The sequence below is a fragment of the Pseudarthrobacter xylosi genome (assembly GCF_055412765.1).
Genome location: NZ_JBVAYT010000004.1, coordinates 81,281 through 103,496, shown reverse-complemented (window position 1 = coordinate 103,496; position 22,216 = coordinate 81,281). Strand labels below are relative to the sequence as shown.

14 protein-coding genes are annotated in these 22,216 nt (G+C 62.8%); 2 read left to right on the top strand and 12 right to left on the bottom strand.

The annotated features are described in order from the left end of the window. Positions 1-38: 38 nt before the first annotated feature. From ACZY1F_RS10510 to ACZY1F_RS10470, 9 genes are all read right to left on the bottom strand, one after another. Positions 39-164, bottom strand: a complete 126-nt coding sequence (locus ACZY1F_RS10510) for a hypothetical protein (RefSeq protein ID WP_255527485.1) — start codon at positions 162-164, stop codon at positions 39-41. Positions 165-194: 30 nt separating this feature from the next. Continuing rightward, on the bottom strand, positions 195-4,421 hold the full coding sequence (locus tag ACZY1F_RS10505; RefSeq protein WP_463941658.1) for a hypothetical protein: 4,227 nt from the start codon (positions 4,419-4,421) through the stop codon (positions 195-197). A gap of 153 nt (positions 4,422-4,574) precedes the next feature. Further along, positions 4,575-5,765, bottom strand: a complete 1,191-nt coding sequence (gene tuf / locus ACZY1F_RS10500; RefSeq protein WP_141141214.1) for an elongation factor Tu — start codon at positions 5,763-5,765, stop codon at positions 4,575-4,577. A 245-nt stretch (positions 5,766-6,010) separates the two neighbouring features. After that, complete coding sequence (gene fusA / locus ACZY1F_RS10495; RefSeq protein ID WP_463915388.1) at positions 6,011-8,125, bottom strand: elongation factor G; 2,115 nt, start codon at positions 8,123-8,125, stop codon at positions 6,011-6,013. A gap of 69 nt (positions 8,126-8,194) precedes the next feature. After that, positions 8,195-8,665, bottom strand: a complete 471-nt coding sequence (gene rpsG / locus ACZY1F_RS10490) for a 30S ribosomal protein S7 (RefSeq protein ID WP_011692813.1) — start codon at positions 8,663-8,665, stop codon at positions 8,195-8,197. A 1-nt stretch (position 8,666) separates the two neighbouring features. After that, positions 8,667-9,041, bottom strand: a complete 375-nt coding sequence (gene rpsL / locus ACZY1F_RS10485; RefSeq protein WP_011692814.1) for a 30S ribosomal protein S12 — start codon at positions 9,039-9,041, stop codon at positions 8,667-8,669. Positions 9,042-9,374: 333 nt separating this feature from the next. Then, complete coding sequence (locus ACZY1F_RS10480) at positions 9,375-13,274, bottom strand: DNA-directed RNA polymerase subunit beta' (protein ID WP_354222843.1); 3,900 nt, start codon at positions 13,272-13,274, stop codon at positions 9,375-9,377. Between the two features lie 118 nt (positions 13,275-13,392). Further along, positions 13,393-16,902, bottom strand: a complete 3,510-nt coding sequence (gene rpoB, locus ACZY1F_RS10475) for a DNA-directed RNA polymerase subunit beta (protein WP_463915389.1) — start codon at positions 16,900-16,902, stop codon at positions 13,393-13,395. Positions 16,903-17,197: 295 nt separating this feature from the next. Further along, complete coding sequence (locus ACZY1F_RS10470) at positions 17,198-17,668, bottom strand: hypothetical protein (RefSeq protein ID WP_463941657.1); 471 nt, start codon at positions 17,666-17,668, stop codon at positions 17,198-17,200. A 223-nt stretch (positions 17,669-17,891) separates the two neighbouring features. On the opposite strand from ACZY1F_RS10470, the gene ACZY1F_RS10465 reads away from it, so the two are divergent. Both ACZY1F_RS10465 and ACZY1F_RS10460 read left to right on the top strand, forming a co-directional pair. Continuing rightward, complete coding sequence (locus ACZY1F_RS10465) at positions 17,892-19,091, top strand: acetyl-CoA C-acetyltransferase (RefSeq protein ID WP_463941656.1); 1,200 nt, start codon at positions 17,892-17,894, stop codon at positions 19,089-19,091. A 16-nt stretch (positions 19,092-19,107) separates the two neighbouring features. After that, complete coding sequence (locus ACZY1F_RS10460) at positions 19,108-19,605, top strand: aminoacyl-tRNA deacylase (protein ID WP_463941655.1); 498 nt, start codon at positions 19,108-19,110, stop codon at positions 19,603-19,605. A gap of 124 nt (positions 19,606-19,729) precedes the next feature. Here the strand turns inward: ACZY1F_RS10460 and rplL are convergent, their stop codons facing one another. The 3 genes from rplL to ACZY1F_RS10445 all read right to left on the bottom strand — a co-directional run bounded on the left by rplL (position 19,730) and on the right by ACZY1F_RS10445 (position 22,210). Continuing rightward, the gene (gene rplL, locus ACZY1F_RS10455) at positions 19,730-20,107 is read right to left on the bottom strand and encodes a 50S ribosomal protein L7/L12 (protein ID WP_056344416.1); all 378 of its coding nucleotides are present in this window, start codon (positions 20,105-20,107) and stop codon (positions 19,730-19,732) included. Between the two features lie 80 nt (positions 20,108-20,187). Beyond that, positions 20,188-20,787, bottom strand: coding sequence for a 50S ribosomal protein L10 (gene rplJ, locus ACZY1F_RS10450; RefSeq protein ID WP_058931710.1), 600 nt, complete (start codon positions 20,785-20,787; stop codon positions 20,188-20,190). A gap of 304 nt (positions 20,788-21,091) precedes the next feature. Beyond that, positions 21,092-22,210, bottom strand: a complete 1,119-nt coding sequence (locus tag ACZY1F_RS10445; RefSeq protein WP_463941897.1) for a GNAT family N-acetyltransferase — start codon at positions 22,208-22,210, stop codon at positions 21,092-21,094. Positions 22,211-22,216 lie beyond the last annotated feature (6 nt).

Here is a 22,216-nt window from a genome sequence, read left to right as displayed (position 1 = left end):
CCGGCGAACGCCCCACTGACGCCCGCCGGCCGGCCTTGCTACTTGTCCTTGTTTGCCCGGTTGATGCGCTTGGCGCGGTCAATCTCGGTGCGGAAATGCTTCTTGGCCCAGAAAACTCCGGCGACCACGGCTACCGCGATGATCAGAAAAATCAGCCATCCCATGATGTACTCCTCTCGCTGTCAGCAACAGTATCAGTGCCGGCGTGACGGTTCCCTACCCTCGCGGGACGGCCGGTTGGACTCAGGACCAGGGGTTATCTCCTGCTCCTCGTCCGGCGCTTGACCGGCCGTTCCACGGTTCAACCGCCAGACGGCAAAGACGATCAGCCCGACGGCGATGAACGCCAGCAGCAGGAACGTGTACTGCCGCATTGCCCACAAAATGCAGGCGGCCACCCCGGCCGCGCCCCACCAGACAAACAGCCGTTCCCCCAAGCCAAGTCCTGCCGTGAGCAGGAGCGCAAGAAGCACCAGAACCCACAGCTGCTGCCCACCGTTGCCGCCGAACACTACGCCGAGGCCGCTCAGGGTGAGCAACACCGACGCCGCGCCCACCAACAACCGGCCGGCAGCTTGGTTGCCGGTGAAATAGCGCAGGCCACCTAGGACAGCGGCCAGGAGCACGTACCACTGAACAACCCAGAACGGACTGGGAAGGCCGGTCAATAGCCGGCCTGCGCTGCCACCCGGCGCGTCCAGTCCGAAGATGGCAGCACGCTGGACCGCCATGGTCATTAGCAACGCACCCACCTCCAGGGCGATCCGTCGCGCCCTGGCTGGTGCCTCTCGGTAGGAGATTCCGACGGCGGCAGCCAGTACGGCCGCGGCCGCCCAGGACGTTGCATCGTGCCCGATTCCGACGAAGACCGCCAGGACGAGGCCGAGGAAGGCCGTGCCGGCCAGCGACCAACGACGCACCGGCTCAGTCTGCAACTGGCCGCTGCGCACGAGCCGCACCGCATAGAGGGCAGCCGAGGCCACGCCCGCTCCCGTCAGCCACGGCAGGAATCCGCCCCAGGCGCCCGGGACATCCTGATATGCCTCCGCCGCCAAGGCGACGGACCCGCCGAGCGCGGCCAAGGCTGCCGGCGGATACAGGACCGGCAGGTCCTCGACGTGCGATGCGGTAAAGCACACCGCTGACAGGACCAGTACAGCCGCCCCCGTCACCCAGCCAGCCGCCACCGGCGAAATGAACAGCCCGGCACCGGCAAACGAGCCGGCGGTAACCAGCCAGAGCCAGTGCTCGACATCCGCGGCGCCAGCGTTCTGCCGCCGACGCAGGATGCCAGCAGCGGTCGCGAGCAGCGCAATACCCATCAGAGCAACGGCAGTTCCGGTGTGGCTCAGGACCGAGGTCACAAGGAATGTCCCGCCGAACGTGAACAGCGGGCCCAGGGCAAGCACGCCGAACAGCCCCGCATACACAGCGAAGTAGCGGGCCCCCAGGGCAGTGAAGAGTCTCCTGGCCACCAGAGCAGACACCAGCAGCATCAGGAGTTCCAGCAGCACTACCCAGCGTCCGCCGTCGTCCTCCTGCTCCAGCAGCCCGACACCACCCAGCCTGGTCACGTACGCGAGCGGCAGCAACGCCTGCCCCGCCAGGGTGATCCAGACTGCGGCCTGCTGGAAGGGGATGTCCGTCAGCCGTGAGCGCATCACCCATCGGACGGCATGCTGGGCCGCGAGCACGAGGGCAAACGTCACCGACACCACGGTGGGCGAGGCGGTGATGTCGTAGCTGAGGACCAAGGCGAGGCCTGCGGTCAGCACCCGGGCCGCCACAAAGTACCAGCCCTTCCTGGCCCGCCGCTGCTCGGCCACCACCATCAGCGTGGAGTAAACCGCGAAGACACCCAGGATCAGTTCCACCCGAAGCGGATCGCCAACGCCGAGGACCAGCAGCACAACAAATGCAACCGGGGCAAGCCAGGCGGCAGCCCTCTCGCGGCGGAGCAAGTACCCCGCGGCGGCGGCGCCGAGGGCCACGAGTCCTGCAGCTGAGGTCCCCTGCCAGTCGGCGGAACCTGCCTGCGCAAGGCTGGCACTGCCCGCCAGTTGGAGAAGGATCAGGGCGCCCGCGTCCGCAAGAATCCCGCGGGGAGCACGACGGCGGATGGAGGCCACCAGCGGAAGGCACAGCTGAAGTGCCAGCACGGTCAGCAGGACCGTTGCCGGATGGACCACTTCGGCCGCGATAACCACCGGGCCGCCGTCCTGCTCCAGCTGGTGAAAAGCAGTCAGGGCAAGGACGGTGGCTGCCGCCCGGGCGAACCACCAGTACGCCCAGCGGTGTTGGCGCAGGCGCAGTCGCGTCGCCGTGACGAGAAGATACGCCACCACCAGAAGCAGCGCCACGTTTCCGGCGGCTTGGGAAACGGCCTGGAACGCGAGAGTCGCGGCCACCACGGACATACCCAGCGGCAAGGCCTCCCACACCGTTGCAACCCAGTCCGCTTCGGTGGCCGGCCGTGGAACCATCAGAGCTCCTATGGCAAACACCGCAGCAAGCTGGATGAGCAGGCCGACAGCCGTCAGGCCGTGGTCCGGCGAGGTCTCAAAGACCTGCAGCCCGGCCAGGACCACCGCACCCCCGGCAGCGAAGACGCCCAAGGTTGCCCCCGGCGCCAACGTCCGCACCCCCGCGCGTTCCAGCAGCGCCGTAAGAAGTTGCTGGCACACCAGGGTCAGCAACAGCGCGAACACTGACGCCTCGGCCCGACTTGGACTGTCACCCACCACGGCCGCGACCGATACCGGAACAGCAACCGTGAGGGCCAACCGGGCCCCCAGAACCAACCTGCCCCGGAAATCACCTGCGGCGAAGGCCCCGCGGATCGCCCAGAAGCCGGCCGCCGCGAACAGCATGCCGGCCAATGGCCACGCACCCATCGAAGGAGAAGCGATGCCGGCCAATGCCAGCGCTGCAACGGGCGCCCATTCTGCCCGGCCCGACCACGTCGCGGCGATTACCATGCCCGTGGCCAGCGATACGGCCACCGGAACCCAAAGCGGCACGGATGCGTCGGCTTCGACTGAACCGTAGCCGTGAACAGCATCGAAGAAGCCAGCAGCCATCCTCTGAACGCTGAACGCAGTCGTGGCACAAAGTTGGAGAGCGAATGTAGCCAGCGCATCAATCTGCCAGCGCGCTCCGGTGGCAGCGGTGCCGTTACGGGCGGCGGACGACTCAGCCTGCCGTGGCTCGGGAAACCACAGTGTCAGCCTTGCCGACAGAAGCGCCAGACCCGATGCCTGCGCGCCGAACAGTACGACGACAACGAGGAGGGCATCGCTCCCCCGGCTGGTCAAATGCCAAATTTCGACGGCAGCAGCCACGGTGACGGCACCCCGTGCTGCGTAGAAGTTGATCAGCCGGAACCGCCCCGGAACAGCAGCCATCAGGGCGAAATAGATACTGCACATCCCGATGACCAGGGCGTACTCTGCTTTGTCCAAGAGTAAGGGTACGCAGGTCGCGGCGACGGCAACGGCGGGAACCACCAACGGGTGCAGGACCATCAGCGGCCTGACATACACCGGCGGCAGCCACCGCGGTCGCGCGAGGGCAAGGCCCGTCAGCAGAACGGCCACGGCTATGATCACAGCGAAATACCAGACTAGCGCGCCGCCCAGGACTGAAACGCCGGAGAACGCGGTGGACGCCACGAACGTGAGGGAAAGGTATACGAGGACCCTGCTCTCCAGCCGTACCGCCGCTGCAACATATGCCGCCGTGCCGATCAGCGACGTGATCAGCCAAACCGACGGGCCGTGAGGCAATGCGAAGTTGTACAGTGCCAGGCCGGTCACAGGAACCAGGGCGAGTCCGGTGCCGGTGAATGCGACGGCGGCTGGCTTCAGCCGCGGGACCTGGGCATGCAGCACAAATCCGGCTCCATAGAACAGCGCCGTGACTGCGCAGACACCGGCAAAGCGCAACATGGGCGGAAGGCTGGTACCGATGAAGAGTGCTGCTGCAGCCACCAGCAGCAGGCTGGCCACGTACAGCGTGATGTTGATGTTCTGCCGGTCCCGCTTTTCACGTCGGGCCTGGCTCTCAGCCGCTGTCTCTGGATATGTCTTGAACGACGCCGCCGGAGACTGCGGCGGAGTCCGCGGCGGGACTGGCGCGCGGTTTGATGGAGGCGAAGCAGGCGCCGAAGGCAACGCTGGCGCCAGCGGGATGCTGACATCGGCGGGCACTGATGTAGCCGCCGTAGGCACGTTGCTGGCTGCCGGCGTCGTACCTCCCCGCGCAGCCGGGCCCGCCCTCAGCGGCGAGTCTGCGCCTGCGGACCCTGGCGCTGGCGTCGCGCCCGGACCTGGCTGGCTTGACGCCTGGAGCTTGGCCACGGCGTCAAGCCACCCCTGAAGGTGACCGGCACGGTAGCCCGCTTCATAAGATTCGTCCCTCACGGCATTCCCTCCAAAGGGCAGGCCTGCCTGCACAGTTCATCCATTGATTGGATTAATCTTAGCAAGGAACAGCCCCGCTGCACTAGCAACGGGGCTGTTCCACACTTTGCCTCAAGCCGTCAGACGGCCATCGGCTCAGTAATCAACAAGTAATTACTTGATGATCTTGGTAACGCGTCCTGAACCAACGGTGCGGCCGCCTTCGCGGATAGCGAAGCCGAGGCCCTCTTCCATGGCGATGGGCTGGATGAGCGCAACGGTCATCTCAGTGTTGTCGCCAGGCATAACCATTTCCGTGCCTTCCGGCAGGGTGATAACGCCGGTTACGTCCGTGGTGCGGAAGTAGAACTGCGGGCGGTAGTTCGAGTAGAACGGGTTGTGGCGTCCGCCTTCATCCTTGGAGAGGATGTAGACGTTGGCCTCGAAGTCGGTGTGCGGGGTGATGGAACCCGGCTTGACGACAACCTGGCCACGCTCTACGTCATCACGCTTCAGACCGCGGAGCAGGAGGCCACAGTTCTCGCCGGCCCATGCTTCGTCGAGCTGCTTGTGGAACATCTCGATACCGGTAACCGTGGTCTTCTGGACCGGGCGGATGCCGACGATCTCGACCTCAGAGTTGATGGCGAGGGTTCCACGCTCGGCGCGGCCCGTTACAACGGTGCCACGGCCGGTGATCGTGAAGACATCTTCGATCGGCATCAGGAACGGCTTGTCACGGTCACGTACGGGGTCCGGAACGGACTCGTCCACAGCTGCCATGAGGTCCTCGACGGACTTGACCCAAACCGGGTCGCCTTCGAGAGCCTTCAGACCGGAAACGCGAACAACCGGTGCTTCATCGCCATCGAAGCCCTGAGCCGAAAGCAGCTCACGAACTTCCATTTCAACGAGGTCCAGCAGTTCTTCGTCATCAACCATGTCGGACTTGTTCAGCGCGACCAGCAGGTAGGGAACGCCAACCTGGCGGGCAAGCAGAACGTGCTCGCGGGTCTGAGCCATCGGGCCGTCAGTGGCGGCAACCACGAGGATTGCACCGTCCATCTGTGCAGCACCGGTGATCATGTTCTTGATGTAGTCAGCGTGACCCGGAGCGTCTACGTGTGCGTAGTGGCGCTTCTCGGTCTGGTACTCAACGTGGGAAATGTTGATCGTGATACCACGCTGGCGCTCTTCCGGAGCAGAGTCAATCGACGCGAAGTCGCGCTGCTCGTTGAGAGTCGGGTACTTGTCGTACAGCACCTTGGAAATGGCGGCAGTCAGCGTCGTCTTACCGTGGTCAACGTGACCAATGGTGCCGATGTTGACGTGCGGCTTAGTCCGCTCGAACTTTGCCTTTGCCACAGGTTCCTCCTAGAACGTTTTCAAATGACTTACCCTTCAACCGCGCTGATCGCGGCAGAAACTCAAGCAAGTCTACTTGGGGGGCTTTGGATTGGTGAAATTGCAGATTCAGGAACTAATACTAGTCCCTCGAGCCTGTTCGTGCAGATGGCCGGGGCCCGGCATGACCGGACCCGGCCACCTGCACCAGGTGAGCTTCCTTCAACCGGAAACGCACCCGAGTTTTTGCTGCGAAAGTCCGAAGACTACTCGCCGCGGTTCTTCTGGATGATCTCGTCGGCAAATGCCTTGGGGACCTCCGCGTAGCTGTGGAACGTCATGGAGTACACAGCGCGGCCCTGGGTCTTCGAGCGCAGGTCACCGATGTAGCCGAACATGCCGGACAGCGGGACGTGCGCACGGATGACCTTGACGCCCTGTGCATCTTCCATGGACTGCATCTGGCCACGGCGGGAGTTGAGGTCACCGATTACTTCACCCATGTATTCCTCAGGGGTGCGGACCTCTACATCCATCAGCGGTTCGAGCAGGATGGGGTTTGCCTTGCGTGCGGCTTCCTTGAAAGCCATACGGCCGGCGATCTTGAACGCCATTTCCGAGGAGTCAACATCGTGGTAAGCGCCGTCAATCAGCGTCGCCTTGATGCCAACAACCGGGTAACCGGCCAGGACGCCATCGTTCAGTGCATCCTGGATACCGGCGTCAACCGACGGGATGTATTCGCGCGGAATACGGCCACCAGTGACCTTGTTCTCGAACTCGTACAGCTCGCCCTCGGAAGTGTCCAGCGGCCCAATGGCAATCTGGATCTTCGCGAACTGACCCGAACCACCGGTCTGCTTCTTGTGCGTGTAGTCGTGACGCGCAACAACATTCTTGATGGTTTCGCGGTAAGCGACCTGCGGCTTGCCGACGTTGGCCTCGACCTTGAACTCGCGGCGCATGCGGTCCACCAGGATGTCCAGGTGGAGCTCGCCCATGCCGGCGATGATGGTCTGACCGGTGTCTTCGTTGAGGGAGACCTGGAAGGTCGGGTCCTCAGCGGAGAGCTTCTGGATAGCCAGCGAGAGCTTCTCCTGGTCACCCTTCGTGTTCGGTTCGATGGCAACAGAGATCACGGGCTCCGGGAAGCTCATGGACTCGAGGACGATCTGGGCGGCGGAGTCACACAGCGTGTCGCCCGTGGTGGTGTCCTTCAGCCCGATCGCTGCGTAGATGTGGCCGGCGGTAGCGCCCTCAACGGGCATTTCCTTGTTGGCGTGCATCTGGAACAGCTTGCCGATGCGCTCCTTCTTGCCCTTGGTGGAGTTGACCACCTGGGCACCCGCTTCGACGTGACCGGAGTACACGCGGATGAAGGTGAGCTGGCCGAAGAACGGGTGCGCAGCAATCTTGAACGCCAGAGCCGAGAACGGCTCCTCGGAGGAAGGCGCGCGCGTGAGTTCCTTCTCTTCGTCGCGAGGATCGTGACCGATCATCGGCGGAACGTCGAGCGGGTTGGGCAGGTAGTCAACCACGGCGTCAAGCATCGGCTGAACGCCGCGGTTCTTGAACGCGGAGCCACAGAAGACCGGGTAGAGCTCAGAGTTGATCGTCATCTTGCGGATGCCGGCCTTGAGCTCCTCGACGGTGAGTTCTTCACCTTCGAGGTACTTCTCCATGAGCTCTTCGGTAGCGTCAGCCACCGTCTCAACGAGGGCAGCCCGGTATTCCTTGGCCTTCTCCAGCAGATCCGCGGGGATCTCCTGGACCTCGTACTTGGCACCCATGGTGACGTCACCCTTGGAGTCGCCCGGCCAGACCAACGCGCGCATTTCCAGGATATCGACAACGCCGATGAAGTCGTTCTCGGCACCGATCGGCAGCTGCATAACGAGCGGCTTGGCACCGAGGCGGCTGATGATGGTATCTACCGTGTAGTAGAAATCAGCACCGAGCTTGTCCATCTTGTTGACGAAGCAGATACGCGGAACGTTGTACTTGTCAGCCTGGCGCCAAACGGTCTCAGACTGAGGCTCGACGCCCTCTTTACCATCGAACACGGCAACGGCGCCGTCGAGGACGCGCAGTGAGCGCTCAACCTCGACGGTGAAGTCAACGTGGCCGGGGGTGTCAATGATGTTGATCTGGTTGTTGTCCCAGAAGCAGGTCACGGCGGCAGACGTGATGGTGATGCCGCGTTCCTTTTCCTGTTCCATCCAGTCAGTCGTCGAAGCGCCGTCGTGCGTTTCGCCGATCTTGTGGTTCACACCTGTGTAGAACAGAATGCGCTCGGTGGTGGTGGTCTTGCCGGCATCGATGTGGGCCATGATGCCGATGTTGCGGACCTTACTAAGGTCTGTAAGCACGTCCTGTGCCACGGTGTCTCCCTTTCGGATGGACTACGCGTTCGCCGCCGGCTCAGTCGAGCCGGCGGCGTCCGGGAAGTATTACCAGCGGTAGTGTGCGAAGGCCTTGTTGGACTCGGCCATCTTGTGGGTGTCTTCGCGACGCTTCACAGCGGCACCGAGACCGTTGGAGGCATCCAGGATTTCGTTCTGGAGGCGCTCGGTCATGGTCTTTTCACGGCGGGCCTTGGAGTAGCCAACCAGCCAACGCAGGGCGAGGGCGGTGGAGCGGCCCGGCTTGACCTCAACCGGAACCTGGTAGGTGGCGCCACCAACGCGGCGTGAGCGGACCTCGAGGGAAGGCTTGACGTTCTCCATGGCCTTCTTGAGGGCTGCTACGGGGTCGCCGCCGGACTTTGCGCGGGCGCCTTCGAGGGCACCGTAAACAATGCGCTCTGCGGTGGACTTCTTACCGTCAACCAGCACCTTGTTGATCAGCTGGGTGACCAGCGGGGAGCCGTAAACGGGATCTAGTACGAGCGGCCGCTTGGGGGCCGGACCCTTGCGAGGCATATTACTTCTTCTCCATCTTTGCGCCGTAGCGGCTGCGTGCCTGCTTACGGTTCTTCACACCCTGGGTATCGAGGGCGCCACGGACGATCTTGTAACGGACACCGGGGAGGTCCTTCACGCGACCGCCGCGAACGAGCACAATGGAGTGCTCCTGCAGGTTGTGGCCTACACCGGGGATGTAAGCGGTAACTTCAACGCCACCGTTGAGGCGCACACGTGCAACCTTACGAAGAGCCGAGTTCGGCTTCTTGGGGGTGGTGGTGTAAACGCGGGTGCAAACACCGCGGCGCATCGGGCTGCCGTTAAGCGCGGGAGCCTTGGTCTTTTTGACCTTAGGCGTGCGGCCCTTGCGGACCAGCTGGTTAATCGTAGGCACTCTCGTGTTCTCCGTTGGTTTGATCTCTACCTTCACGCTCAGGCGCCAGCCTGAGCACAATGGTTTTGGCGTTGTTCCTTGCAGCTGCGGCTCTGGAAGCTTGCGTAGGCGTGCAAAAGCGTGGCATTCGTTGCGCACCTTACCCGCAACCCGGAAACAAGCTCCACCCAGCATCATGAGAACAAAACCAAAATGATGCTGCGGCGGCCTTCATCCACTGCCACACAGAACAATTACACAAAGTTTAGCACGGCTGGACCCGGGCCCTTAACCGGGTGTAGACGAAAGGCCCCGCCTCCACGGAGTGGAAGCGGGGCCTTTCAACGCAATCGACTAGCGGAAATCGTTGCCGAGATCGTAGTCATCCAGCGGGATGGCGTGGAACTCGGGAGCTCCGTCGCCGCCCAGCGAGTCGTACGAGAAGTCACTGAATGCGCTGGGGCCGGTGAACAGGTTGGCCTTTGCTTCTTCAGTGGGCTCCACGGTGACCTCGGTGTAGCGCGGGAGACCCGTGCCGGCCGGGATCAGCTTACCGATGATGACGTTCTCCTTCAGGCCGAGCAGCGGGTCGCTCTTGCCTTCCATGGCCGCCTGCGTCAGGACGCGGGTGGTCTCCTGGAAGGAAGCTGCCGACAGCCAGGACTCGGTGGCCAGGGACGCCTTGGTGATGCCCATGAGCTCAGGACGTCCGGAAGCCGGCGTCTTGCCCTCGGACACAACGCGGCGGTTGGCCTCCTCGAAGCGGCTGCGCTCGGCGAGCTCGCCGGGAAGCAGATCCGATTCGCCGGACTCGATGACCGTGACGCGGCGCAGCATCTGGCGGACGATAACCTCGACGTGCTTGTCGTGGATACCGATGCCCTGGCTGCGGTACACGCCCTGGACCTCGTCCACCAGGAACTTCTGCGCGGCACGGGGACCCATGATGCGCAGAACCTGCTTGGGATCCACCGGACCGTTGATGAGCTTCTGGCCTACTGTGACGTGCTCGCCATCCTCGATGAGGAGGCGTGAACGGCGCAGTACCGGGTAGGCGATCTCTTCAGAGCCGTCATCCGGGGTGATGACCAGACGCATCTGACGCTCGGACTCTTCGATGGCGATGCGGCCGGCTGCTTCAGCAATCGGTGCGACACCCTTCGGAGTACGGGCTTCGAAGAGCTCCTGGATACGGGGCAGACCCTGGGTGATGTCGTCGCCACCGCTGGCGGAAACAGCACCACCGGTGTGGAACGTACGCATGGTCAGCTGGGTACCGGGCTCACCGATGGACTGTGCGGCGATGATGCCGACAGCCTCGCCGATGTCCACGGTCTTGCCCGTGGCCAGTGAACGGCCGTAGCACAGGGCGCAGGTGCCGACGCTGGACTCACAGGTGAGTACGGAGCGGACCTTGACCTCGGTGATGCCGGCTGCGAACAGTTCAGCGATCACGACGTCGCCGCAGTCGGTGCCGCCGGCCGCAAGGACATTGCCCTTGGAGTCCACAACATCAACAGCGAGCGTGCGGGCGTAGGCGCTGTTCTCGACGTTCTCGTCCAGGACCAGCTCGCCGTTGGCGTCCGGCACGGCGATTGCCGTGACCAGGCCGCGCTCGGTGCCGCAGTCCTCTTCGCGGACGATGACGTCCTGCGACACGTCCACCAGACGACGGGTCAGGTAACCCGAGTTGGCGGTACGCAGCGCGGTGTCAGCCAGACCCTTACGGGCACCGTGCGTGGCGATGAAGTATTCCAGCACCGACAGGCCCTCGCGGTACGAGGACTTGATGGGACGCGGGATGATCTCACCCTTAGGGTTGGCCACCAGGCCACGGATACCCGCGATCTGACGGACCTGCATCCAGTTACCACGTGCACCGGAGGACACCATGCGGTTGATGGTGTTCATCGGCGACAGGTTGTCACGCATCACCTGCGCGATTTCGTTGGTTGCCTTGTTCCAGATCTCGATCAGTTCCTGGCGACGCTCGTCGTCGTCGATCAGGCCCTTGTCGTACTGGCCCTGGATCTTGGCAGCCATGGTCTCGTAACCGGCGAGGATCCGCGGCTTGTCCTTGGGTACCTCGATGTCCGAGATGGCGACGGTAACGCCCGAGCGGGTGGCCCAGTAGAAACCGGCGTCCTTCAGGTTGTCCAGCGTTGCCGCCGTAACCACCTTCGGGTAGCGCTCGGCGAGATCGTTGACGATCGTGGACAGTTCGCCCTTGTCCGCAACGTTCTCAACCCACGGGTAATCCGCCGGCAGCGTCTGGTTGAAGATGACCTGTCCCAGGGACGTCTGGACGATTACCGGCTGGCCGGCTTCCCAGCCTTCCGGAGCTTCCCAGCCCGCGTACGGAACGAAGCCTTCGAGACGGATCCGGACCTGCGAGTTCAAGTGCAGCTCGCGGAGGTCGTAGGCCATGATGGCTTCCGAAACCGAGGAGAAGACGCGGCCTTCGCCAGCTGAACCGACACGCTTGGTGGTCAGGTGGTAGAGACCGATGATCATATCCTGCGAAGGCAGGGTGACCGGGCGGCCGTCAGACGGCTTCAGGATGTTGTTCGAGGACAGCATCAGGATGCGTGCCTCAGCCTGGGCCTCGGGGCTCAGCGGCAGGTGGACTGCCATCTGGTCACCGTCGAAGTCAGCGTTGAAGGCGCCACAAACCAGCGGGTGGAGCTGGATTGCCTTACCTTCAACAAGCTGCGGTTCGAAGGCCTGGATGCCGAGGCGGTGCAGGGTGGGTGCACGGTTGAGCAGCACCGGGTGTTCGGTGATGATCTCTTCCAGCACGTCCCAGACCTGCGGACGGTAACGCTCGACCATGCGCTTTGCCGACTTGATGTTCTGTGCGTGGTTGAGGTCAACCAGGCGCTTCATCACGAACGGCTTGAAGAGCTCCAGTGCCATCTGCTTGGGCAGGCCACACTGGTGCAGCTTCAGCTGCGGGCCGACGACGATGACCGAACGGCCGGAGTAGTCAACGCGCTTGCCGAGGAGGTTCTGGCGGAAACGACCCTGCTTGCCCTTGAGCATGTCGCTCAGGGACTTCAGTGGACGGTTGCCAGGACCGGTGACCGGACGGCCGCGACGGCCGTTGTCGAAGAGGCTGTCAACAGCTTCCTGAAGCATGCGCTTCTCGTTGTTGACGATGATCTCCGGGGCACCGAGATCAAGCAGGCGCTTGAGGCGGTTGTTGCGGTTGATCACACGACGGTAGAGGTCGTTGAGGTCGGAGGTCGCGAAGCGGCCACCGTCCAGCTGGACCATCGGGCGCAGTTCCGGCGGGATCACCGGGACGGCGTCCAGGACCATGCCGAGCGGGCTGTTGTTGGTGGTCAGGAACGCGTTGACCACCTTCAGGCGCTTCAGGGCACGGGTCTTGCGCTGGCCCTTGCCGTTGGCAATGATGTCGCGCAGCAGGTCAGACTCGGCCTGCATGTCGAAGTTCTCAAGACGCTTCTTGATGGCTTCGGCACCCATGGAGCCTTCGAAGTACATGCCGTAGCGGTCGCGCAGCTCGCGGTAGAGGCCTTCGTCGCCTTCGAGGTCTGCGACCTTGAGGTTCTTGAAACGGTCCCAGACCTGCTCGAGGCGTTCGATCTCGGCATCGGCACGCTTACGCACGTTCGCCATCTGACGGTCCGCGGAGTCGCGGGCCTTCTTCTTGTCGGCAGCCTTGGCACCTTCACCTTCGAGGCGCGCGATCTCGTTTTCGAGGTCACGGGCGATCGTGGCGATGTCGGAGTCGCGGTTGTCGATCAGCTGCTTCTTCTCGATGTCGTGCTCAACCTGCAGGTTGGGCAGTTCCTCGTGGCGGCTGTCGGCGTCGACGCTGGTGATCATGTAAGCAGCGAAGTAAATGACCTTTTCGAGGTCCTTCGGTGCCAGGTCAAGGAGGTAGCCCAGACGGGACGGAACACCCTTGAAGTACCAGATGTGCGTGACCGGGGCGGCCAGCTCGATGTGGCCCATGCGCTCACGGCGGACCTTTGCACGGGTGACTTCAACGCCACACCGCTCGCAGATGATGCCCTTGAAGCGCACGCGCTTGTACTTACCGCAGTAGCATTCCCAGTCGCGGGAAGGGCCGAAGATCTTCTCGCAGAAGAGGCCGTCCTTCTCGGGCTTGAGTGTGCGGTAGTTGATGGTTTCCGGCTTCTTAACCTCGCCGTAAGACCAGCCACGGATGTCATCCGCGGTGGCGAGGCCGATCTGCATGAGGCCGAAGGAGGATTCGCTGGACATATGGTCCCTGTTCTCTCTTGTTCTCTAAATTCTGAAGTCTTGGTTACGGGAAGAGGGAGGTGACTTACCGGGAAAGACAGCGCGGCGGGGCCGCTTGCCTTTCCCGGTAAGTCCCCTGCTAAACCTCTTCTACGGAACTGGGCTCTGCACGAGACAGATCGATGCCCAGTTCTTCCGCAGCCGTGAAGACTGCGTCATCAGAGTCACGCATTTCAATTGTGGTTCCGTCCGTGGAGAGTACTTCCACGTTCAGGCACAGCGACTGCATTTCCTTGATCAAGACCTTGAAGGACTCAGGAACGCCCGGCTCGGGGATGTTCTCGCCCTTGACGATTGCTTCGTAGACCTTGACACGACCGTGGATATCATCCGACTTGATGGTGAGGAGTTCCTGGAGGGTGTACGCGGCGCCATAAGCTTCCAGCGCCCACACTTCCATCTCACCGAAGCGCTGGCCACCGAACTGTGCCTTACCACCCAGCGGCTGCTGCGTGATCATGGAGTACGGGCCAGTGGAACGGGCGTGGATCTTGTCGTCCACCAGGTGGTGGAGCTTCAGGATGTACATGTAGCCGACCGAGATCGGATCCGGGAACGGCTCGCCGGAGCGGCCGTCAAAGAGTCGGGTCTTGCCTGAGGAGTTGATCAGGCGGTCGCCGTCGCGGGTGACGTTGGTGGAGTCCAGCAGACCCGTGATTTCTTCCTCACGGGCACCATCGAACACCGGCGTTGCAACAGTGGTTGAGCCACTCTCGCGCGGCAGGTTCGGCAGCTGCTTCATCCACTCGGGCTCGCCTTCGATCTTCCAACCGGTCTTGGCAACCCAGCCGAGGTGCGTTTCCAGAACCTGGCCGACGTTCATACGGCCCGGAACACCCAGCGGGTTCAGGACAATATCAACGGGGGTACCGTCGGCAAGGAAGGGCATGTCCTCGATCGGGAGGATCTTGGAGATAACACCCTTGTTGCCGTGACGGCCGGCGAGCTTGTCGCCGTCGGTGATCTTGCGCTTGGCAGCCACGTAGACGCGCACCAGCTGGTTCACGCCCGGGGGCAGTTCGTCGTCGTTGTCGCGGTCGAAGACGCGGACGCCGATGACGGTGCCGGACTCGCCGTGCGGAACCTTCAGGGAGGTGTCGCGCACTTCGCGGGACTTTTCACCGAAGATGGCGCGCAGCAGGCGCTCTTCCGGGGTCAGTTCGGTTTCGCCCTTCGGGGTGACCTTTCCGACCAGGATGTCGCCGGCTTCAACCTCGGCACCGATGTGGATGATGCCGCGCTCGTCCAGGCCTGCCAGGACTTCCTCGGACACGTTGGGGATGTCACGGGTGATTTCCTCGGCACCAAGCTTGGTGTCGCGGGCATCGATCTCGTGCTCCTCGATGTGGATGGAGGAAAGAACGTCCTCGGCAACAATGCGCTGCGAGAGGATGATGGCGTCCTCGAAGTTGTGGCCTTCCCATGACATGAATGCCACGAGCAGGTTCTTACCGAGGGCGAGTTCGCCCTGGTCCGTTGCCGGACCGTCAGCGATGATGCCGCCGACCTCGAGGCGCTGGCCTTCGTTCACCAGGACACGGTTATTGTAGCAGTTGCCCTGGTTGGAGCGTGCGAACTTGTTGATGCGGTAGTTGGTTTCCGTACCGTCGTCGTTGAGCATGATGACGAGCTCAGCGGAGACCTCGGTAACCACACCGGCCTTTTTCGCGATGGTGACATCACCGGCGTCGACGGCGGCGGCGCGCTCCATGCCGGTGCCCACGAACGGGGCCTCGGAACGGACCAGCGGCACGGCCTGGCGCTGCATGTTGGCACCCATGAGTGCGCGGTTAGCATCGTCATGCTCGAGGAACGGAATCAGGGCCGTAGCCACGGACACCATCTGGCGCGGGGAAACGTCCATGAACTCGACCTCGCCGGCGGGAACGAGCACAGGCTCGCCTCCACCACCACGGGCGCGGACCAGGACGGTCTCTTCGGCGAACTTCTTGTTCTCATCCAGCGGAGCGTTGGCCTGAGCGATCAGGACCTCTGCCTCGTCGTCGGCCGTGAGGTACTGGACCTCATCGGAGACAACGCCTTCAGCGACGAGACGGTAAGGAGTCTCGATGAAGCCGAACGGGTTGATGCGGCCGTAGGATGCCAACGAACCGATCAGACCAATGTTCGGGCCTTCAGGGGTTTCGATGGGGCACATACGTCCGTAGTGGGACGGGTGAACGTCTCGAACTTCCATGCCTGCGCGGTCACGGGACAGACCACCCGGGCCAAGCGCGGACAGACGGCGCTTGTGGGTCAGACCCGAGAGCGGGTTGTTCTGGTCCATGAACTGTGACAGCTGGGACGTTCCGAAGAACTCCTTGATGGCTGCAACCACGGGGCGGATGTTGATCAGTGTCTGCGGCGTGATGGCCTCGACGTCCTGGGTGGTCATCCGCTCGCGGACAACGCGCTCCATACGGGACAGGCCGGTGCGGACCTGGTTCTCGATGAGCTCGCCGACGGCGCGGATACGACGGTTGCCGAAGTGGTCGATGTCATCGATATCGACGCGCAGTTCGTGGTCCTGGCCGTCGCGCTTGCCGGTGAGGGTCTTCTCACCGGCATGCAGGGCAACCAGGAACTTGATCATGGCCACGATGTCTTCAACGTGCAGGACCGAAGCTTCCTTGTCGCCAAGGGAGCGGTCGATGCCAAGCTTGCGGTTGATCTTGTAACGGCCGACCTTGGCCAGATCGTAGCGCTTGGAGTTGAAGTACAGGTTGTCCAGGAGGGACTGGGCAGCCTCGACTGTGGGCGGCTCGCCCGGTCGCAGCTTCCGGTAGATGTCCAGCAACGCGTCTTCGCGGGTCTCGGTGGCGTCCTTCTCCAGCGTTGCGCGCATGGAGTCGTACTGGCCGAACTCTTCGAGGATCTGGCCTTCGGTCCAGCCGAGGGCCTTCAGCAGAACGGTGACGGACTGCTTGCGCTTGCGGTCGAGGCGAACGCCGACCTGGTCGCGCTTGTCGATCTCGAGTTCAAACCATGCACCGCGGGACGGGATGATCTTGGCAGTGAAGATGTCCTTGTCACTGGTCTTGTCGGCGGTGCGCTCAAAGTAGGCGCCCGGTGAACGGACCAGCTGGGAGACGACCACACGCTCGGTGCCGTTGACGACGAAGGTGCCCTTCTCCGTCATGAGGGGGAAGTCGCCCATGAACACGGTCTGCTGCTTGATTTCGCCCGTGTTGTTGTTCATGAACTCGGCCTTGACGTACAGAGGTGCCGAGTACGTAGCGTCCCGGTCCTTGCACTCGGCCATGGTGTACTTCGGGTCAGCGAACTCCGGATCGGAGAAACTCAGGGACATGGTGCCCTGGAAGTCCTCGATCGGGGAGATCTCTTCAAAGATGTCCGACAGTCCGGACGAGGTGGCGACGCTGAGATCGTTTTCTTCGACGGCCTTCGCTACGCGCGCCTGCCAGCGTTCGTTTCCGACCAGCCAGTCGAAGCTGTCCGTCTGCAGGGCAAGAAGATTCGGAACGTCCAGCGGTTCGTGAATCTTTGCGAATGAGAGCCGGCGAGTGGCACCATCAGTGCTGTCGGCGGTGTTAGCGGTTTCGTTATTAGAGGTGCTCGAGGCGACCAAGAGGGATCCTTCCACAGACCTTCAGGCGTTTTCAGATCTCCCCCGCTGTGCACCCTGCGGAATGACTCCGCAGTGCTACCATCCGGTTCCGCTATATGACCCGGGCCGGGGCTTTCCATACAATGACGTTGTTGACGGCACGTTGATGGTCAGCTGCCAGGCAAAGCCCACCGCTATATGAAGGCTGAAGGTAAACAGGGAAGACGCAAATATCTACGATACGGCAAAACCAATTACGTGTCTACCCCACAACCGAACTTATTGCAAGCACTGATTTTTTGTGCCGCACGAGGCGTCAGAGCCGCAGCGTAACGCCCGCTGCTGTGCATTCGCCGGCGTTGGCGAACACGGCGTCACGCACAGCGTCCTTCGATTCCTGCTCGGGCGCGGCGCCCTTAATAACTGCAGACGAGTGATCGATGGCGAGGACTTTCAGCGACGCGAACAGACCCACCAGGTTCCCTGTCACCGTGTCTTGGGCGTCGTCCGCGGCTAAATAGATGTCCTCGTAGGCGTTCGAATCGCCCTGGATCGCTTTGTAGTCGGCGTAGAGGGAGTTAAAGGTCTCGCACGCCCCTTTTACGCCGCCGGCCTGAGGCGCGGCTGACGGGCTGGAAGAGCGCGACGGCGACGCGGTGGAGGGCGCGGAAGTGGACGCCGTGGGTGCTGCTGTTGATGAAGAGCTCTCCGGCGCAGGAGTGGCAACGCTGCAGGCGGTGAGTCCGGCGAGGCTGGCCATGACTGCCGCGGCGAGGATTTTCTTCAAGATGCTGCTCCCTGTTTTTGGTGTTGCTCTGATGCTTTCGTCTTCGCCGTCCACCCTACGCACCGCCGCGACCACGCGCACATCCGGCGGATGGGTAGTTCTCCCCTATGGGAGGCGGCCGGCACGACTGGAATCACCGGTGCCCATTTGGCGTTTGGATTCATGGGTGACATGCCTCACGGTAGCCTTGGAAGTACATCTATTCAGAGCGGAAGAGATCACAATGGGCAACTCCAACGACACCACTGACGTTGTTATTCTGGCCGGTGCGCGCACACCGCAGGGCCGGCTCAACGGGCAACTGGCGAGCTTCACCGCCGTCGAACTCGGAGCGCACGCGATCAGGTCCGCTATTGCCGCGAGCGGCGTGCAGGCCGGCCAGGTGGATGCCGTCATCATGGGACAGGTACTGCAGGCCGGTGCCGGGCAGAACCCTGCGCGCCAGAGCGCCATTGGTGCAGGGATCGGCTGGAACGTTCCCACTCTTACCATCAACAAGGTGTGTCTCTCCGGGCTGACCGCCGTGATCGACGCCGCACGGATGATCCGCAGCGGCGATGCCACCGTGGTGGTGGCCGGTGGCCAGGAATCCATGTCCCGTGCGCCGCACCTCCTGCCCGGTTCGCGCCAGGGTTGGACCTACGGCGCCATCCAGGCGCTGGATGTCGCGGCGCACGACGGACTCACGGATGCGTTCGACGGCCAGTCCATGGGGCTGTCCACCGAAACCAAGAACCTGACGCTGGGCATCGACCGGAGCTCGCAGGACAACGTGGCCGCCCTATCGCACCAGCGCGCGGCGCTGGCGGCGAAGAACGGCATTTTCGACGACGAGATCGCACCCATCAGTGTCAAACAGCGCAAGGGAGATCCCATCGTTGTGGACACCGATGAAGGCGTTCGCCCGAATACCTCCGTCGAGTCCTTGGCCGTGCTGCGGGCAGCCTTCGTCAGCGACGGAACCATCACGGCCGGCAACTCCTCTCCCCTGTCCGACGGCGCCTCCGCACTGGTCCTGGCATCGCGCGAGTTTGCCGAGCAGCACGGCCTGGAATACCTGGCTGTGGTGGGAAAGCCCGGCCAGGTTGCCGGCCCGGACAACTCCCTGCATTCGCAGCCGTCCCACGCCATCATGAACGCACTGCAGCGGGCGGAATGGAGCACCGCCGACCTGGACTTCATCGAAATTAACGAAGCCTTCGGCTCGGTCGCGGTGCAGTCGCTGAAGGACCTGGACTACCCGCTGGAAAAGTGCAACATCCACGGCGGCGCCATTGCGCTGGGCCACCCGATCGGGGCGTCCGGTGCGCGGCTGGCGCTGCACGCGGCCCACGAACTCAAACGGCGTGGCAGCGGCAAGGCCGCGGTCTCCCTGTGCGGCGGCGGCGGTCAGGGCGAAGCCCTCCTGCTGTACCGCGACTGATGTTAGGCAGGAACTGATGTCGGGGCAGGCCGGCAACGGAAGCGCCGCCGTCGGACGTCAACGCTTCCTTGCTGACGCCGCCGCGCGCGGACTGGCCGTGCAGGTTGTGGAGCGCCTCGCCGCCCGGAGCCTCGAGGAGGCTGCCGGGATCCTGGGCATCACGCCTGCGGAGATCGTGAAGTCCCTGGTGGTCAAACACAAGGACGGAACGTTCCTGTTCGCGCTGATTCCGGGTGACCGGCAAATCTCCTGGCCAAAACTGCGGACCTTGGTGGGCGTCAACAAACTCTCATTGCCGCCGGCAGACGTGGCGCTTGGTGCGACCGGCTACGAACGGGGCACCATCACTCCGCTCGGCAGCACCACCGCCTGGCCGGTGTACGCGGACGCCACCATTGCCGGGCGGCGCATCTCCATGGGCGCCGGCGAACACGGTTACAGTGCGTTCGTGGACGCCGACGCCCTCACCGCAGCACTCGGCGCCGTCGTCGCAGATATCTCCGAGCCGAACTAGCAACGCGGGGTCACCTACGGCCCATCAGTGGGTATGTCATGGGCCGTATGTGACCCCGCGTTGGGGTTAAATGCAGGAAACCCCGCCCACCGAAGTGGACAGGGTTTCCGTGAAGCGGCGTGAGTTACTTGAGGGTAACGGTTGCGCCGGCAGCCTGGAGCTGCTCCACAGCCTTCTCAGCAGCTTCCTTCGTGACGCCTTCGAGAACAGCCTTCGGAGCGCTGTCAACAACGTCCTTAGCTTCCTTCAGACCCAGGGAAGTGATTGCGCGAACTTCCTTGATCACTGCGATCTTCTTTTCGCCAGCTGATTCGAGGATAACGTCGAATTCAGTCTGCTCTTCAGCTTCTTCAGCTGCGCCGCCACCGGCGGGGCCAGCAACAGCAACTGCAGCTGCAGTAACTTCGAAGGTCTCTTCGAAGAGCTTGACGAACTCGGAGAGCTCGATGATGGTCAGTTCCTTGAAAGCTTCAATGAGCTCTTCGTTGGTGAGCTTCGCCATGGTGTGGCGTCCTTCCTATAGGTGGTGCTTGGCGGCCTGGGCCATTGCCTTCACACCGGAATCTGGTGGGTGAAGAGAAACTAGTTCTCTTCGGCAGCGGGTGCTTCGGCGGGAGCCTCTGCAGCTGCTTCGGGGGCTTCGTCTGCGGCCGGAGCTTCTTCCGCGGCGGGAGCCTCGGCTGCTGCCGGTGCACCGTTCGCTTCTTCGAGCTTGAGGCGCAGTGCGTCAATGGTGCGTGCAGCGGCGGCGGCAGGAGCCTTGAGGATGCCTGCAACCTTTGCGAGCTGCAGCTCGCGGGACTCGAGTGCTGCCAGGGCAGCGACTTCGCTCGCGTTCAGTGCCTTGCCCTCGAAGTAACCGGTCTTGATAACCAGCTGCTTGTTGGCCTTGGCAAAATCCGTCAGGCTCTTGGCAGCGGCAACTGCGTCACCCTTGATGAACGCGATTGCAGTAGGTCCGGAGAGCTGGTCGTTGAATGCTTCGACACCAGCTTCCTTGGCTGCAATTGCGGTCAGGGTGTTCTTGACGACCGAGAACTTGGTGTCCTGGCCGAGAGAAACACGCAGCTGCTTGAGCTGTGCAACGGTGAGCCCACGGTATTCGGTCAGGACAGCGGCGTTCGATTCCTTGAAATCGTTAGTGATCTCAGCTACTGCTGAAACCTTTGTAGGCGTTGCCATAACCCTCCTTCCGGGGATAGTGCCGGTATGCGACGGTCCCCGCTCAGATGAGCTAAAACTAAAAAACGCCCCGCGCAGATGCACGGGGCTTGGCTCGACACGGCTTTCGCTGTGGAGCGTTGCTTCGTTCACCTGCGCCGGCCGCCCTATGTTCAGGGTCCTTCGTCCAGAAATACATTTGGCCTCCCGCACACAACTCAGAGTTGAGCTGCGTTCAGGAGAATGGATTTCCAACAACCGACGGTCTTTGGTAGTTCAAGCTTACGGGACGGGCTGCCCCTCTACCAAATCGTGGAAATCGGCCTCAGCTCTTACTGGTACCCAGATAGGGAAGCTCTTTCTGCCATATGCCCGTCACGCCGGCCGTGGTGAAGCCAAGCTGCTGGTTGACCGTCAGCAGGTACCTGTTCTCCGGCGCATTCCAGGTGTAGATCACCCGAGCGTCGGGGAACTGCTCGGTGAGCCGCTCCATGTTGGCCACCTTGATCAGCAGCCCCAGCTTGTTCCCGCGGTGCTCCTGCAGGACCAAGGTGTCGTCCTGGAACACCACATCGGGCCGGTGCGCCAGGACGCTGATGGTGGTCAGGCCCACCAGGGCCCCGGTGGCCAGGTGCTCGACGGCGGTGACCACCGTCCGCCTTCCCTGCGCGATGGTGACCTGTTCCGCCTCGCGAAGGATGCTGCCGTCGAACACCATGTCCTGCTCAACGGGGGTCTCCAAGGAAGGGTCGACGTCGGCGCCCGCCTGGTTTTCGAGCACGGCCACGGCTTCCAGCCACTCATCCGGGCAGCGGTCAGTCCAGTGATGGAGCCGGTACCGCCCGTTGTTGGCTTCATCGGCCTCGGCCTGGAGATCGGCCACGAGTTTGGTGTCCAGGGGCAGTGCACAGGCGCTGAACTGTTCGATGTGCTGCAGCGTGTAGCCCGTCCGGCGCGCGAATTCGACTTCCCGGCTGTCCAGCGGCACAAAGCCCTGGCCCGAACCCGGCACCAGCTGGGCAGCCTCGAATTCGTGCAGGGACGCGCCGGGATGGTTGGTGTCAACGAGGATCAGCGTGCGGCCCTCGCTGCGCGCCAGCTGTTCAGCGGCGAGGAGCAGCTTGCGGCCCACACCCTGGCGCTGGAATTCAGGCAGTATGTCAAGGGTGAACTCCGCCATGTCCAGGTTGTCCGTCAGCGGCAGGGCGATGTCCACCGCTCCGATGATCTGGTCTCCGGCTTTGGCCACCAGGATGACCTGGCGCTCATAGGGATCGGCCAGTTCCAGGAGCTTCTCGAGCGCTGTGTACGCGAGGTCATCGCTGCCCCAGGTCTGCATCCGTACCTTGCGGCCCACCTCCACAGCAGCCAGAAAATCCGTTGCGTCAGGCGTGTCCAAGGTGTCCGGGATCCACAGCTGCTCGATCCGTACGTCTTCTGCCATCAGGTG

Excerpts from the sequence above, each read along its gene's own strand:
- rplL (WP_056344416.1), bottom strand. The coding sequence starts at position 20,107 with ATGGCGAAGCTCACCAACGAAGAGCTCATTGAAGCTTTCAAGGAACTG.
- rplJ (WP_058931710.1), bottom strand. The coding sequence starts at position 20,787 with ATGGCAACGCCTACAAAGGTTTCAGCAGTAGCTGAGATCACTAACGAT.
- ACZY1F_RS10465 (WP_463941656.1), top strand. The coding sequence starts at position 17,892 with ATGGGCAACTCCAACGACACCACTGACGTTGTTATTCTGGCCGGTGCG.
- ACZY1F_RS10480 (WP_354222843.1), bottom strand. The coding sequence starts at position 13,274 with ATGTCCAGCGAATCCTCCTTCGGCCTCATGCAGATCGGCCTCGCCACC.
- rpsG (WP_011692813.1), bottom strand. The coding sequence starts at position 8,665 with ATGCCTCGCAAGGGTCCGGCCCCCAAGCGGCCGCTCGTACTAGATCCC.
- ACZY1F_RS10460 (WP_463941655.1), top strand. The coding sequence starts at position 19,108 with ATGTCGGGGCAGGCCGGCAACGGAAGCGCCGCCGTCGGACGTCAACGC.
- ACZY1F_RS10510 (WP_255527485.1), bottom strand. The coding sequence starts at position 164 with ATGGGATGGCTGATTTTTCTGATCATCGCGGTAGCCGTGGTCGCCGGA.
- ACZY1F_RS10445 (WP_463941897.1), bottom strand. The coding sequence starts at position 22,210 with ATGGCAGAAGACGTACGGATCGAGCAGCTGTGGATCCCGGACACCTTG.